The sequence below is a fragment of the Streptomyces sp. NPDC005303 genome (assembly GCF_040607335.1).
GTDB lineage: Bacteria > Actinomycetota > Actinomycetes > Streptomycetales > Streptomycetaceae > Streptomyces.
Genome location: NZ_JBEXGM010000008.1, coordinates 165,143 through 178,111, shown reverse-complemented (window position 1 = coordinate 178,111; position 12,969 = coordinate 165,143). Strand labels below are relative to the sequence as shown.

Here is a 12,969-nt window from a genome sequence, read left to right as displayed (position 1 = left end):
CTAGAGCTCCGCCAGCAACTCCGCCTTCTTCACGGCGAACTCCTCGTCGGTGACCAGCCCGGCCTGGTGCAGTTCCCCGAGATGGCGAATCCGTTCGGCGATGTCCGCGGGGTCCCGGCGTGGCGCGGTCACGGCCGGGACCACGGCGGCGGCGGGACCCCGTTGCCGTACGGCCGCGAGAACCGCCGCCGCGAACGGCAACGACTCGTGGACGGGCCCGTACCCGAGCCCGAACACCACGGCAGCCGGGTCCTGGTCCGCCTGCACCGCCCCCGGCTCCCCGCGCAGCAACCGCAGGTGTCCCTCGAAGACCTCCGGTGACCGCCACTCGACGCCCGTCAGCTCGGACACCGGGAAACTCTGGTCGCCGGCCTTCCACTTCGCCGAGGACGCTCCCGTCCAGAACCAGCGGAAGCGCACGGTACGGCCGTCGAAGGACGCCTTGCCGTCGTACGCCTTGAACTGCAACGGCACCTCGGGGGCCGGCACCAGGAAACGTTCCGCCGGCTCGTCGTCCTCCTTCAGGAGCGTGCGCAGCTCGTCCGCGTAGTACTCGGCGAGCGTCTCCTTGTCGGCCGGCAGCACCAGCCGGTACGGATCGCACCCTTCCTTCAGCTGCCCCGCCGCCGCCTCCATGAGCGGATCCGCCCCCGGTCGCGGCTCGGCGTGCAGGACCACTGTGCCCCGCTTGCCGGGAGTCAGCGTCACCCCGGAGATCGCCTCCAGGGGGATGCGGCGTTCCCCGAGCGCCTGGAAGAGCTTCGGTGTGCGAATCCCCCGTTCGTAGCGGATGAGCACGGAGTCGGACTCGAACTCCCAGGCGGCATGAAATCCGGCCAGTACGTCACCCATGCGGGTCATCGTATTCGGCACGAGCTCCTTCGTCCCTCCTCGCGCAGACCGCACTTCCTGCGGTCTCTACGCGCGTCCGGCCGTGGCCGCGCCGGACAAACCGGCGCGGCAGGCTTCGTCCTCGTGGGCGCAGTGCACCGAGCGGTACGCGCCAATGCCGATCTCGGCGAAGTTGAGCAGACTCTCCGTTCCGGGCTCGAAGTAACCGGCGTGACCGTCCGCACCCCGCGCGGACAGCACGCGCGCGCCGAACGCGGAGGACACCGGATCGGCTCCGTGGCCGAGCCCGCCGACCTCCATGTACGGCACGTCCTGGATCCAGTCGTCGGTGTCCCGCATCGCCCACACCCGCGCGGTGGTGCGCAGATGGGAGGCGTTGGCGACCCGCATCCCGGGGCTGCCGGCGACCGCGATGTCGGCCACCCGGTCGGGCAGCGTGTGCGCGGCCACCCCGCACACCACGGAGCCGTAGCTGTGGCAGAACAGGGAGACGGGCGCGGTGCCGGGCAGCGCGCGCACCAGCGCGTTCAACCGGACGGCGCCGTTCTCGGCGCGCATCGCGGTGGCCGAGTCGATGCCGAGTCCGGCGGGTGCCGTGTAGTCGGCCCAGGCGATCACCGCGGTACGTGTGGACGGGCTCGCCTCCCGCTCGGCCCCGTAGAGGGCCTGGGCCATGCCGAACGGAGCGGACCAACTGCGGTTGGTGCGCTGGAAGGTGAGCACGTCGGTGTCCACGCCTGGCACGACGACGGAGATCCGCTCCGCCGTGCCGAGATCGCCGAAGACCTCGGCGACCCGGCCGGAGCCGTCGGGGTCGAAGGCGAGGATGTGGCGCTCCGGGGCCGTCAGCGACTCGAAGCGGTGCATACGGCGGCCCGCCTCCCGCTGACCGGCCGGCGTGAGCCGAGTGTCGTGCATGCGGGTGCGCTCGACGGCACGGGCCTGCAGGAGCGCGAGCCGATTGGCCTGGTAGCGCAGTCCGACGGGGGCGCCGTTCATGTTGCCGACCGCGAGCGGATAGCGCTGGGCGAGGCGGACCCGCTCCTGGGAGCTGAGAGAGGCGAAGAAGCGCGCGAGCTGGGCGGGGGCCGTGTCCGGGTCCGGCAGCCGGTGCCCCTGGAGGCGGCCGTGCCCCCAGGACTCGAGCGAGGCTTGGAGCGGACCGGCCTCCCTCTGGTTGCGCAGAGCGGTCCAACCGGTGGTCGCCAGCATCACGAACACCACGGCCAGCGCGAGCAGTGCGCGCCAGACGTTGAGTTGCGGGGAGGTGTCGAAGGAAGTCACTGAAAGGACACACTAGGAGAACGGGACGGTCTCGGGTTAATCGAGTGACAGGGATCACGTTTTGATGTAGGGGTCCCACTTGCCGGTCAGTGCGGGACCCAGCAGTTCGAGGTGGGAGACCGTCAACGCGCGCATCGCCTCCAGGCTGAACTCCCCGTCGGTCGACCACTGCCGCTCCGTCACCCGCATCACGCCGCCGAAGACGGCCACCAGCAGCCTGGGTCGAGGGTCGGTGGCCGCGTCGAGGCCCTCGCGTTCGGCGAGCACGCGCGTGAGCACCTCCTCGACCTCCATCGAGCGGCGCAGATGCGCGGCGAGCAGGACGGGCGTCGACTCGATCACCCGGTACAGGGCCAGGAACCGCTCCACCGGCACGACCGACTCCACGACCTCGTGCAGCGTGTCCCAGCCCTCCAGTACGGCCTGGCGCAGCGCCTCCAGCGGGGGTTCGTGCGGCGGACGCGCGCGTACGGCGTCGACGAAGCGCGTCACCGTCATCTCGTCGAGCGCGAGCGCGGCGTCCTCCTTGCCGGCGAAGTAGCGGAAGAAGGTGCGCTGCGAGACCCCTACGGCGTCGGCGATGTCGTCGACGGTCGTCCGCTCGTAGCCCCGGGTGGTGAAGAGCTCGACCGCCACCCGAAGCAGTGCCTCCCGGGTGCGCTGCTTCTTGCGTTCGCGCAGTGTTTCCATTGGTGTCAGTTACCGACTTGTGAATTGGTTTGTCAATTGTCAGTGGCTGTCACTAGCCTCGAACACATGACTAGTCAGACCACCATCGGTACGACGGGGCCGGGGGACAGGGCGTCACAGTCCCCGTCGGATCAGCCGCCCTCCTCCGGGCTGCGCGGCCACCCTTGGCTCACCCTGCTGACCGTGGCCGTCGGGGTCATGATGGTGGCCCTCGACGGCACCATCGTGGCCATCGCCAATCCGGCCATCCAGGCCGACCTCAAGGCGAGCTTCGCGGACGTCCAGTGGATCACCAACGGCTACTTCCTCGCGCTGGCGGTCGCCCTGATCACCGCGGGCAAGCTCGGTGACCGCTTCGGCCACCGCCAGACGTTCCTGATCGGTGTCGTCGGCTTCGCGGCCGCCTCGGGCGCGATCGGGCTGTCCAGCAGCATCGCCGCGGTCGTCACCTTCCGGGTCCTGCAGGGCCTGTTCGGCGCCCTGCTGATGCCGGCCGCGCTCGGTCTGCTGCGGGCCACCTTCCCCGCCGAGAAGCTCAACATGGCCATCGGCATCTGGGGCATGGTCATCGGCGCCTCCACCGCCGGCGGCCCGATCCTCGGCGGTGTCCTCGTCGAGCACGTCAACTGGCAGTCGGTGTTCTTCATCAACGTGCCGGTCGGTGTCCTCGCCCTGGTCCTCGGGGTGCTGATCCTGCTCGACCACCGCGCCGAGAACGCCCCGCGCTCCTTCGACCTCCTGGGCATAGCCCTGCTGTCCGCCGCCATGTTCTGCCTGGTGTGGGCGCTCATCAAGGCCCCGACCTGGGGCTGGGGCGACGGACTGACCTGGACCTTCATCGTCGCCTCGGTCGTGGGCTTCGGGCTGTTCGCCGTCTGGGAGACGAAGGTCAAGGAGCCGCTGATCCCGCTCGGGCTGTTCCGTTCGGTGGCGCTGTCGGCGGGTGTCGTGCTCATGGTCCTCATGGCGATCGCGTTCATGGGCGGCCTGTTCTTCGTGACGTTCTACCTGCAGAACGTGCACGGCATGAGCCCCATCGACGCCGGTCTCCATCTGCTCCCGCTCACCGGGATGATGATCGTCGGCTCCCCGCTCGCGGGTGCGCTGATCACCAAGCTCGGCCCGCGGATCCCGCTGGCGGGCGGCATGGCGGCCACCGCGATCGCCATGTACGGCATGTCCACGCTGGAGACGGACACCGGCAGCGCCCTGATGTCCCTCTGGTTCGCGCTGCTCGGCCTCGGCCTCGCGCCCGTGATGGTCGGCGCCACCGAGGTCATCGTGGGCAACGCGCCCATGGAGCTCTCCGGTGTGGCCGGCGGTCTCCAGCAGGCCGCGATGCAGATCGGCGGCAGCCTCGGCACGGCCGTCCTCGGCGCCGTGATGGCCTCCAAGGTGGACGGCGACCTCGCGGGCAACTGGAAGGACGCGGGTCTGCCGGCGCTGACGCCGGCCCAGCTGGACCAGGCGTCGGAGGCGGTCCAGGTGGGCGTGGCCCCGGTCGCCAAGGGCACCCCGGCGGAGATCGCGGCGAAGATCACCGGCGTCGCCCACGACACCTTCATCTCCGGGATGAGCCTCGCGTCCCTGGTCGCCGCGGGAGTCGCCGCGTTCGCGGTCCTGGTCGCCCTGCTCACCAAGCGCGGTGCGAACGCGGAGGCGGGCGCGGGCGTGGGCCACATCTGACGGGACTTCAGCGTTCTTCCCCTATCAGGGTGAAGAGGCTAAAGATTTCTCGCACCCGGTGCGCGCCGCAGGTCACAGTAAGTCAAGTCCTCCGCACGGCACGCCCGTGCGACGCGGAGGGCGGACGGCGCTGCGGCGCGCTGCCGGAGGGGGGCGGCGCGCCGCAAGGCCGGAGGATTAACCGCGGGGAGCGGGGTACTCGCATCGTTGAACCCGAGACGAACCCAACCAACCTAGGGTGTCAGGGAGTTGATGATGGCGGGCTTCGGACACGGAACGCGCAGGTACCCCCGATCACGTGGCCGGACGTGGTCACGGACCGGGCCGGATCGCGCGACGCTCGGAATCATCGGAGTCATCTGCGCGATCGCGGGATTCTTCGTACTGGGCATCATTCTGGGGCCCGTCGCGCTCGTCTGCGGCTGGCTCGCCATGGGCCGCACCTGGTCGGGCGCCAACGGTGCCTGGCCCGCTCTGGTCGCCTTCGTACTGGGCGCCATCGACACGCTCCTGGCGATCATCTGGCTCGTCGGAGCGGCCACCCCGGGCAGCGGGTTGTTCTGACCCGGGGCGCGTGAGGGAAGGGCCCCCGGTGGGACGACCGGGGGCCCGCCCATGTCCGCCGACGGCTGTGCGGCTCCTGGGACGCCAGGTCGGTCACGGACCGGGGATTCATCGCCGGGGGTCTGGGGGTGCCCCCCGAGGGGCCGTCTCCGTCCTGGGCCCGGGGCTTCCGTCATCCGTCTGCGGGATCGCCCCCGGTGAGAGCCTGAGCCGGCCCCGCCCTCGACGGAGTCCCCGTCAGCCCCCGACGGATGTCTTGCGCAAGGCCGCCACCTCGGCTCGCAGCGCACGGACCTCCTCGGTCAGGGCTCTGATCGCCTCCGTCTGCTCGCGTTCCTCCACGTCGTCCTTCTCGAAGCGCTCGATGAACCATGCCGCGATGTTCGCGGTCACGACACCGAGAAGGGCGATACCCGAGAGCATCAGGCCCACCGCGATCATGCGGCCCAGGCCGGTGGTCGGGGCGTGGTCGCCGTAGCCCACGGTCGTCATGGTGGTGAAGGACCACCACACCGCGTCACCCAGTGTGCGGATGTTCCCGTTCGGTGAGTCCCGTTCCACCGAGAGCACGGCCAGCGAGCCGAACATCAGCAGCCCGACGACCGCCCCGCCGACATACGTCGTCACCCTGATCTGCGAGGCCATCCGCGCCCGCCGCCCCACCAGCAGCAGCGTGGAGACGAGCCGCAGCAGCCGCAGGGGCTGTATGAGCGGCACCACCACGGCGCACAGGTCCATCCAGTGCTGCCGTACGAATCCGCGGCGGTCCCGCGAGAGCGACAAGCGCATGAGGTAGTCGACCGCGAAGACCGCCCACACCACCCACTCGGCCACCGTGCACGCCGCCGTCAGCGAATGCCCCGCCGAGGTGTCCACGATCGGCACGGCATAGGCGACGGCGAACAGCACCGCGAGCGCCAGAAGGGGCCGCTGGGTGTGCTGTTCCCAACGGGCCTGCGCCGACTGTTCCTTCATGACCGCATCGTAGAGAAACGGTAAAGGGCGGTGCGCGTCGAGCGCACCGCCCTTCAACTCCTCGGGGGCGCGGGGAACTGCGCGACCAGCCCCCACGCACCCGCAGCCGAACGACTACGCGTCTCCTCCGGCAGCCCCCGGGTCCGCCGCCGAGACATCCAGCAACTGGTACCGGTCGATCGCCTGCTTCAGCACCGACCGGTCCACCTTGCCCTCCCGTGCCAGCTCCGTCAGCACGCCCACCACGATCGACTGCGCGTCGATGTGGAAGAACCGCCGCGCCGCACCCCGCGTGTCCGCGAAGCCGAACCCGTCGGCGCCCAGCGACTGGTACGTGCCGGGTACCCACCGCGCGATCTGGTCGGGAACCGACCGCATCCAGTCGGACACGGCCACGAACGGACCCTGCGCCCCGGCCAGCTTCCGCGTCACGTACGGCACCCGCTGCTCCTCCTCCGGGTGCAGCAGGTTGTACTCCTCGCAGGCCACCGCCTCACGCCGCAGCTCGTTCCAGGAGGTCGCCGACCAGACGTCCGCCTTGACGTCCCACTCCTCGGCGAGGATCTTCTGCGCCTCGACCGCCCACGGCACGGCCACACCGGACGCCATGATCTGCGCCGGGATCGACCCCGAGGTGCCCTCGGAGAAGCGGTGGACGCCCTTGAGGATGCCCTCGACGTCGACGTTCTCGGGCTCGGCCGGGTGCTGGATGGGCTCGTTGTACACGGTGAGGTAGTAGAAGACGTCCTCACCCATCTTGCCGTCGGCGGTCGGCCCGTACATCCGGCGCAGACCGTCCTGCACGATGTGCGCGATCTCGAACCCGAACGCCGGGTCGTACGCCACGCAGCCCGGGTTGGTCGAGGCGAGCAACTGCGAGTGGCCGTCCGCGTGCTGGAGCCCCTCACCGGTCAGCGTCGTACGTCCGGCGGTCGCGCCCAGGACGAATCCGCGCGCCAACTGGTCGGCCATCTGCCAGAACTGGTCACCGGTGCGCTGGAAACCGAACATCGAGTAGAAGACGTAGACCGGGATCAGCGGTTCGCCGTGCGTGGCGTACGCCGAACCCGCCGCGATCAGTGAAGCCGTGCAGCCCGCCTCGGAGATGCCGTCGTGCAGCATCTGACCCGTCGGCGACTCCTTGTACGCGAGCAGCAGCTCCCGGTCGACCGACTCGTACTGCTGCCCCAGCGGGTTGTAGATCTTCGCACTCGGGAAGAACGAGTCCATGCCGAAGGTGCGGTACTCGTCGGGCGCGATCAGCACGAAGCGCTTGCCGATCTCATTGTCCCGCATGAGGTCCTTGAGCAGTCGTACGAAAGCCATGGTGGTGGCGATCGACTGCTGACCGGAACCCTTCTTCACGGTCGCGTACGTCTTGTCGTCCGGCAGTGCGAGCGGTTCGGCACGCACGACACGCGTCGGGACATAACCGCCGAGACCCAGTCGGCGGTCGTGCATGTACTGGATCTCCTCCGAGTCCCGGCCCGGGTGGTAGTAGGGCGGCGCGCCCGACTCCAGCTCCTTGTCGGAGATCGGCAGGTGCAGCCGGTCGCGGAAGCCCTTGAGGTCGTCGACCGTCAGCTTCTTCATCTGGTGCGTGGCGTTGCGGCCCTCGAAGTTCGGGCCCAGCGTCCAGCCCTTGACGGTCTTGGCGAGGATGACCGTCGGCTGGCCGGTGTGCTCGACGGCCGCCTTGAACGCCGCGTAGATCTTCTTGTGGTCGTGACCGCCGCGGCCCAGGTGCAGGATCTGGTCGTCGGTCATGCCCTCGACCATCGCGCGCAGCCGCTGGTCGTCGCCGAAGAAGTGATCGCGGATGTAGGCGCCGGACTCGGTGGCGTAGGTCTGGAACTGGCCGTCCGGGGTGGTGTTCATCCGGTTGACGAGGATGCCGTCGCGGTCCTGCGCGAGCAGCGGGTCCCAGGTCCGGTCCCAGATCAGCTTGATGACGTTCCAGCCGGCGCCGCGGAAGACCGACTCCAGCTCCTGGATGACCTTGCCGTTGCCGCGCACCGGGCCGTCGAGGCGCTGGAGGTTGCAGTTGACGACGAAGGTCAGGTTGTCGAGGCCCTCGCGCGCGGCGATGGTCAGCTGGCCGAGCGACTCGGGCTCGTCCATCTCGCCGTCGCCGAGGAACGCCCATACGTGCGACTTCGACGTGTCGGCGATCCCGCGCGCGTGCATGTAGCGGTTCATCCGCGCCTGGTAGATCGCGCCGATCGGGCCGAGACCCATCGACACGGTCGGGAACTCCCAGAAGTCCGGCATCAGCCGCGGGTGCGGGTAGCTGGAGAGCCCGTACGGGGCCTTCGACTTCTCCTGGCGGAAGGCGTCGAGCTGCGTCTCGCTGAGGCGGTCGAGCAGGAACGCGCGCGCGTAGATGCCGGGGGAGGCGTGGCCCTGGAAGAAGACCTGGTCACCGCCGTCGCCCTCGTCCTTGCCGCGGAAGAAGTGGTTGAAGCCGACGTCGTAGAGGGACGCGGAGGACGCGAAGGTGGCGATGTGGCCGCCGACGCCGATCCCGGGACGCTGGGCGCGCGAGACCATCACGGCCGCGTTCCACCGGGTGGCGTTCAGGATCTTGCGCTCGATCTCCTCGTTGCCCGGGAAGAACGGCTCAGCCCCGGTCGGGATGGTGTTCACGTAGTCCGTGCTGCGCATCTCGGGCACGGCGACGCGCTTCTCGCGGGCCCGCTCGATGAGCCGCAGCATCAGATAGCGGGCCCGCTGCCGGCCGCGCTCGTCCACGGCGGCGTCGAGGGAGTCGAGCCACTCCTGGGTTTCCTCGGGATCGAAGTCAGGAACCTGACTCGGAAGGCCGCCAATGATGATCGGGTTGCGATCGGATCCGGAAGCCACGCTGTTCCTTACCTGTCAGAGGGCCGTATTTCTGTATGTCTGCACCGCTCCCCATCGTGTACCTCGGGGGGCCAAACGTCATCTCTACTGCGGGGTAACCCGGAGGTCCGTACCCGGGTATGGTTCCCAAACACGCAAAGAGGGCAGAAAGGTGTGGCATGTGTCACGACGCGACCGCGATGATGTGCCTGGGGTTGGGGTGACACGTTCCGGAACGTCACCGTTTCGGCGGTCTGAAACGCCGGGTACTTGCGCGATCCGCCCCGCCCGTGTGGACTACGGCCAATGCTTCGCGCACGCGCGTGGCTGAGACATACCCAAAGACAAGATCAGGAGGCAACCCGTGAGCGCGACCGCGGACCACGCGGAGACGAGCCCTGCCGTGAGGCTGGGGTTCCAGCCCGAGCAGGTGGTCCAGGAGATCGGCTACGACGACGACGTAGACCAGGAACTCCGCGAGGCCATCGAGCAAGTAATCGGCAGCGACCTTGTGGACGAGGATTACGACGACGTCGCCGATGCCGTGGTGCTCTGGTTCCGTGACGAGGACGGCGACCTGACCGATGTGCTGGTGGACGCCACCACGTACATCGAGGAGGGCGGCTCGATCCTGTTGCTGACGCCGAAGACCGGCCGGGACGGCTACGTGGAGCCGAGTGACATCTCCGAAGCCGCGACGACGGCAGGCCTGTCCGCCTCCAAGAGCGTCAGCGTGGGCAAGGACTGGAGTGGCAGCCGGCTGGTGACGCCCAAGGCGGCCAAGTCCAAGAAGTAGCCCCGTACAAACGGACGGGCCGGCGCGACCGGCCCGTCCGCTTTCCCTGTGGTGATCGCTGCGTAGGGTGGTCTCGTCACTCGAACAGCCCCCGAAGGGACATCCACGCGATGGCGATCCAGGTCGGCGAAAAGGCCCCCGACTTCGAGCTCAAGGACAACCACGGCCGGGCCGTGAAGCTGTCCGACTTCCGTGGCAGCAAGAACGTCGTGCTGCTCTTCTACCCCTTCGCCTTCACCGGCGTCTGCACCGGTGAGCTGTGCGAGCTGCGTGACAACCTGCCCACCTTCGTGGACCGCGACACCCAGCTGCTCGCCGTCTCCAACGACTCCATCCACACCCTGCGCGTCTTCGCCGAGCAGGAGGGCCTGGAGTACCCGCTGCTCAGCGACTTCTGGCCGCACGGCGAGGTCTCCCGGGCCTATGGCGTCTTCGCCGAGGACAAGGGCTGCGCGGTGCGCGGCACCTTCGTCATCGACAAGGAGGGCGTGGTCCGCTGGACCGTCGTCAACGCCCTGCCGGACGCCCGCGACCTGAACGAGTACGTGAAGGCGCTCGACACCCTGTGATTGTTCGCCCTTAGGGACTGCGTGGGCCGGGAACCCGTCACTAGGATCGAAACGTTGATCCGACATCATCCGACATCGCACGCACTGTGGGGCTCCCGGCCCCCGGACACCAAATGGAGGACTCGTGGGAGTCAGCCTCAGCAAGGGCGGCAACGTATCGCTGACCAAGGAGGCCCCGGGCCTTACCGCGGTCATCGTCGGTCTGGGGTGGGACGTCCGCACCACGACCGGCACCGACTTCGACCTGGACGCCAGCGCGCTGCTGCTGAACGCGGCCGGCAAGGTCGCCAGCGACGCGAACTTCGTCTTCTTCAACAACCTCAAGAGCGCGGACGGCTCGGTCGAGCACACCGGCGACAACCTCACCGGTGAGGGCGAGGGCGACGACGAGCAGATCAAGGTCGACCTGGCCGCCGTCCCGGCCGACGTCGACAAGATCGTCTTCCCGGTCTCGATCTACGAAGCCGAGAACCGCCAGCAGTCCTTCGGCCAGGTGCGCAACGCGTTCATCCGCGTCGTCAACCAGGCCGGCGGCGCCGAGATCGCCCGCTACGACCTCTCCGAGGACGCCTCCACCGAGACCGCCATGGTCTTCGGCGAGCTCTACCGCAACGGCGCCGAGTGGAAGTTCCGCGCCATCGGCCAGGGCTACGCCTCGGGCCTGCGCGGCATCGCCCAGGACTTCGGCGTCAACGTCTAGGACCTCACCGGGCCGGTCCCCGGACCGGCCCCGGCTCTCTTCGTCCGGCGCCGCACCGTGTGCGTGCGGCGCTTGGGGACGCCCCCTTCGGGGGAGTGCAGGAACAGCACGGAAACACTCTCGGGGAGGGAACAGCACATGGGCGTCACGCTCGCCAAGGGGGGAAACGTCTCCCTGTCCAAGGCCGCACCCAACCTCACCCAGGTGATGGTCGGACTCGGCTGGGACGCGCGCTCCACCACCGGAGCCGACTTCGACCTCGACGCCAGCGCCCTGATGTGCAGCAGCGGGCGGGTCCTGGGTGACGAGTACTTCATCTTCTACAACCAGCTCAAGAGCCCGGACGGTTCGGTCGAGCACACCGGCGACAACCTCACGGGTGAGGGCGAGGGCGACGACGAGTCGATCCTGGTCGACCTCGCCAAGGTGCCGGGCTCCTGCGACAAGATCGTCTTTCCGGTGTCGATCCATGACGCCGACAACCGCGGCCAGACCTTCGGCCAGGTCAGCAACGCCTTCATCCGGGTGGTCAACCAGGCCGACGGCCAGGAACTGGCCCGCTACGACCTCTCCGAGGACGCCTCCACCGAGACCGCGATGATCTTCGGCGAGCTCTACCGCTACCAGGGCGAGTGGAAGTTCAGGGCGGTGGGGCAGGGGTACGCGTCGGGCCTCAGGGGCATCGCCCTCGACTTCGGAGTCAACGTCTCATAACGCGATATGAGCAAAAGGCGGGGCCGGGTGGGGCTTCGAGGGTGCCCGACTACACTTCGCTTCAAAGTTTCGTAAAGCCGAGTGCGGCACGGGGGTCCCCCGTACACGTACGGATTGGGTAGCCAGTGGTTCTCAAAACCTTCGGCTGGTCGTTCGCGGTCACCGCGCTCGGCCTGGTCGCTGCGGTCCTCTACGGGGGGTGGGAGGGTTTCGGGATCGTGGCGATCCTCTCGATCCTCGAGATCTCCCTGTCGTTCGACAACGCGGTGGTCAACGCCGGAATCCTGAAGAAGATGAATGCCTTCTGGCAGAAGATCTTCCTCACGGTCGGCGTGCTGATCGCCGTGTTCGGCATGCGGCTGGTCTTCCCCGTGGTCATCGTCGCCATCAGCGCCAAGATGGGGCCCATCGAGGCGGTCGACCTCGCCCTCAACAACAAGGACCACTACCAGGAGCTGGTCACCGACGCGCACCCGGCGATCGCCGCGTTCGGTGGCATGTTCCTGTTGATGATCTTCCTGGACTTCATCTTCGAGGACCGGGACATCCAGTGGCTGCGCTGGATCGAGCGGCCGCTGGCCAAGCTCGGCAAGGTCGACATGCTGTCGGTCTGCATCGCGCTGGTCGTCCTGCTGATCACCGCCTTCACCTTCGCCACCCACGCCCACCAGCACGGCGGCGCGCACGTCGACAAGGCGCAGACCGTCCTGATCTCCGGCATCGCGGGTCTGATCACCTACATGGTGGTCGGCGGACTCTCCGGCTACTTCGAGGACAAGCTCGAAGAGGACGAGGAACGCGAGCACGAGGAGGAGGAGCAGGCCGAGCGCCAGGGCAAGCCCAAGTCGGCGGTCCTGATGGCCGGCCAGGCCGCGTTCTTCATGTTCCTCTACCTGGAGGTCCTCGACGCCTCCTTCTCCTTCGACGGTGTGATCGGCGCGTTCGCCATCACCAACGACATCGTCCTAATGGCGCTGGGCCTGGGCATCGGCGCGATGTACGTCCGGTCGCTGACCGTGTACCTGGTCCGCCAGGGCACCCTCGACGACTACGTCTACCTGGAGCACGGCGCGCACTACGCGATCGGCGCCCTCGCGGTGATCCTCATGGTGACCATCCAGTACCAGATCCACGAGATCATCACCGGTCTCGTGGGGGTCGTCCTGATCGGCTGGTCCTTCTGGTCCTCCGTGCGCCGCAACAAGGCGCTCGCGGCCGCAGAGGGAAAAGCCGCGGGCTCGGACGAGAAGACTGAGGTCTCGTCCGGGGTGTGACACCCTTCCCGGTGAGGAACGCTC

The 12,969-nt window shown here is 68.4% G+C and carries 12 protein-coding genes; 7 read left to right on the top strand and 5 right to left on the bottom strand.

Features of this window, described 5'->3' with window-relative positions:
• Genes ABZT93_RS15060 through ABZT93_RS15050 form a run of 3 tightly spaced genes read right to left on the bottom strand, consistent with a single transcriptional unit; the run spans position 1 to position 2,826 of the window.
• Complete coding sequence (locus ABZT93_RS15060; RefSeq protein WP_356104256.1) at positions 1-861, bottom strand: DUF4429 domain-containing protein; 861 nt, start codon at positions 859-861, stop codon at positions 1-3.
• Positions 862-918: 57 nt separating this feature from the next.
• Positions 919-2,136 carry an alpha/beta hydrolase gene (locus ABZT93_RS15055; RefSeq protein ID WP_356103977.1) on the bottom strand — a complete coding sequence of 406 codons (1,218 nt, stop codon included), beginning with the start codon at positions 2,134-2,136 and terminating at the stop codon, positions 919-921.
• Between the two features lie 54 nt (positions 2,137-2,190).
• Positions 2,191-2,826 (bottom strand): TetR family transcriptional regulator, encoded by a 636-nt coding sequence (locus tag ABZT93_RS15050; protein WP_356103975.1) that lies wholly within the window; start codon positions 2,824-2,826, stop codon positions 2,191-2,193.
• 66 nt (positions 2,827-2,892) lie between these two features.
• On the opposite strand from ABZT93_RS15050, the gene ABZT93_RS15045 reads away from it, so the two are divergent.
• Positions 2,893-4,512 (top strand): MFS transporter, encoded by a 1,620-nt coding sequence (locus ABZT93_RS15045; RefSeq protein WP_356103973.1) that lies wholly within the window; start codon positions 2,893-2,895, stop codon positions 4,510-4,512.
• Between the two features lie 252 nt (positions 4,513-4,764).
• Positions 4,765-5,076, top strand: coding sequence for a small hydrophobic protein (locus ABZT93_RS15040; protein ID WP_356103970.1), 312 nt, complete (start codon positions 4,765-4,767; stop codon positions 5,074-5,076).
• A gap of 237 nt (positions 5,077-5,313) precedes the next feature.
• On the opposite strand, the gene ABZT93_RS15035 is transcribed toward ABZT93_RS15040, so the two are convergent.
• Positions 5,314-6,051, bottom strand: a complete 738-nt coding sequence (locus tag ABZT93_RS15035) for a potassium channel family protein (protein ID WP_356103967.1) — start codon at positions 6,049-6,051, stop codon at positions 5,314-5,316.
• 114 nt (positions 6,052-6,165) lie between these two features.
• Complete coding sequence (aceE, locus tag ABZT93_RS15030) at positions 6,166-8,913, bottom strand: pyruvate dehydrogenase (acetyl-transferring), homodimeric type (RefSeq protein ID WP_356103964.1); 2,748 nt, start codon at positions 8,911-8,913, stop codon at positions 6,166-6,168.
• 343 nt (positions 8,914-9,256) lie between these two features.
• On the opposite strand from aceE, the gene ABZT93_RS15025 reads away from it, so the two are divergent.
• The 5 genes from ABZT93_RS15025 (at position 9,257) to ABZT93_RS15005 (ending at position 12,945) form a co-directional block, all read left to right on the top strand.
• A complete protein-coding gene (locus ABZT93_RS15025) occupies positions 9,257-9,688 on the top strand; it encodes a DUF3052 domain-containing protein (RefSeq protein WP_020116104.1) in 432 nt (143 codons plus the stop codon).
• A gap of 110 nt (positions 9,689-9,798) precedes the next feature.
• Complete coding sequence (locus tag ABZT93_RS15020; RefSeq protein WP_356103961.1) at positions 9,799-10,257, top strand: peroxiredoxin; 459 nt, start codon at positions 9,799-9,801, stop codon at positions 10,255-10,257.
• A gap of 124 nt (positions 10,258-10,381) precedes the next feature.
• Positions 10,382-10,957 (top strand): TerD family protein, encoded by a 576-nt coding sequence (locus ABZT93_RS15015; protein ID WP_356103960.1) that lies wholly within the window; start codon positions 10,382-10,384, stop codon positions 10,955-10,957.
• 138 nt (positions 10,958-11,095) lie between these two features.
• Positions 11,096-11,671, top strand: a complete 576-nt coding sequence (locus ABZT93_RS15010) for a TerD family protein (protein ID WP_356103957.1) — start codon at positions 11,096-11,098, stop codon at positions 11,669-11,671.
• 125 nt (positions 11,672-11,796) lie between these two features.
• Positions 11,797-12,945, top strand: coding sequence for a DUF475 domain-containing protein (locus tag ABZT93_RS15005; protein WP_356103955.1), 1,149 nt, complete (start codon positions 11,797-11,799; stop codon positions 12,943-12,945).
• Positions 12,946-12,969 lie beyond the last annotated feature (24 nt).

What these genes read in the sequence shown, in the direction of transcription:
- ABZT93_RS15020 (WP_356103961.1), top strand. Translation starts at nt 9,799, where the DNA reads ATGGCGATCCAGGTCGGCGAAAAGGCCCCCGACTTCGAGCTCAAGGAC.
- ABZT93_RS15035 (WP_356103967.1), bottom strand. Translation starts at nt 6,051, where the DNA reads ATGAAGGAACAGTCGGCGCAGGCCCGTTGGGAACAGCACACCCAGCGG.
- ABZT93_RS15040 (WP_356103970.1), top strand. Translation starts at nt 4,765, where the DNA reads ATGATGGCGGGCTTCGGACACGGAACGCGCAGGTACCCCCGATCACGT.
- ABZT93_RS15060 (WP_356104256.1), bottom strand. Translation starts at nt 861, where the DNA reads ATGACCCGCATGGGTGACGTACTGGCCGGATTTCATGCCGCCTGGGAG.
- ABZT93_RS15010 (WP_356103957.1), top strand. Translation starts at nt 11,096, where the DNA reads ATGGGCGTCACGCTCGCCAAGGGGGGAAACGTCTCCCTGTCCAAGGCC.
- ABZT93_RS15050 (WP_356103975.1), bottom strand. Translation starts at nt 2,826, where the DNA reads ATGGAAACACTGCGCGAACGCAAGAAGCAGCGCACCCGGGAGGCACTG.
- ABZT93_RS15045 (WP_356103973.1), top strand. Translation starts at nt 2,893, where the DNA reads ATGACTAGTCAGACCACCATCGGTACGACGGGGCCGGGGGACAGGGCG.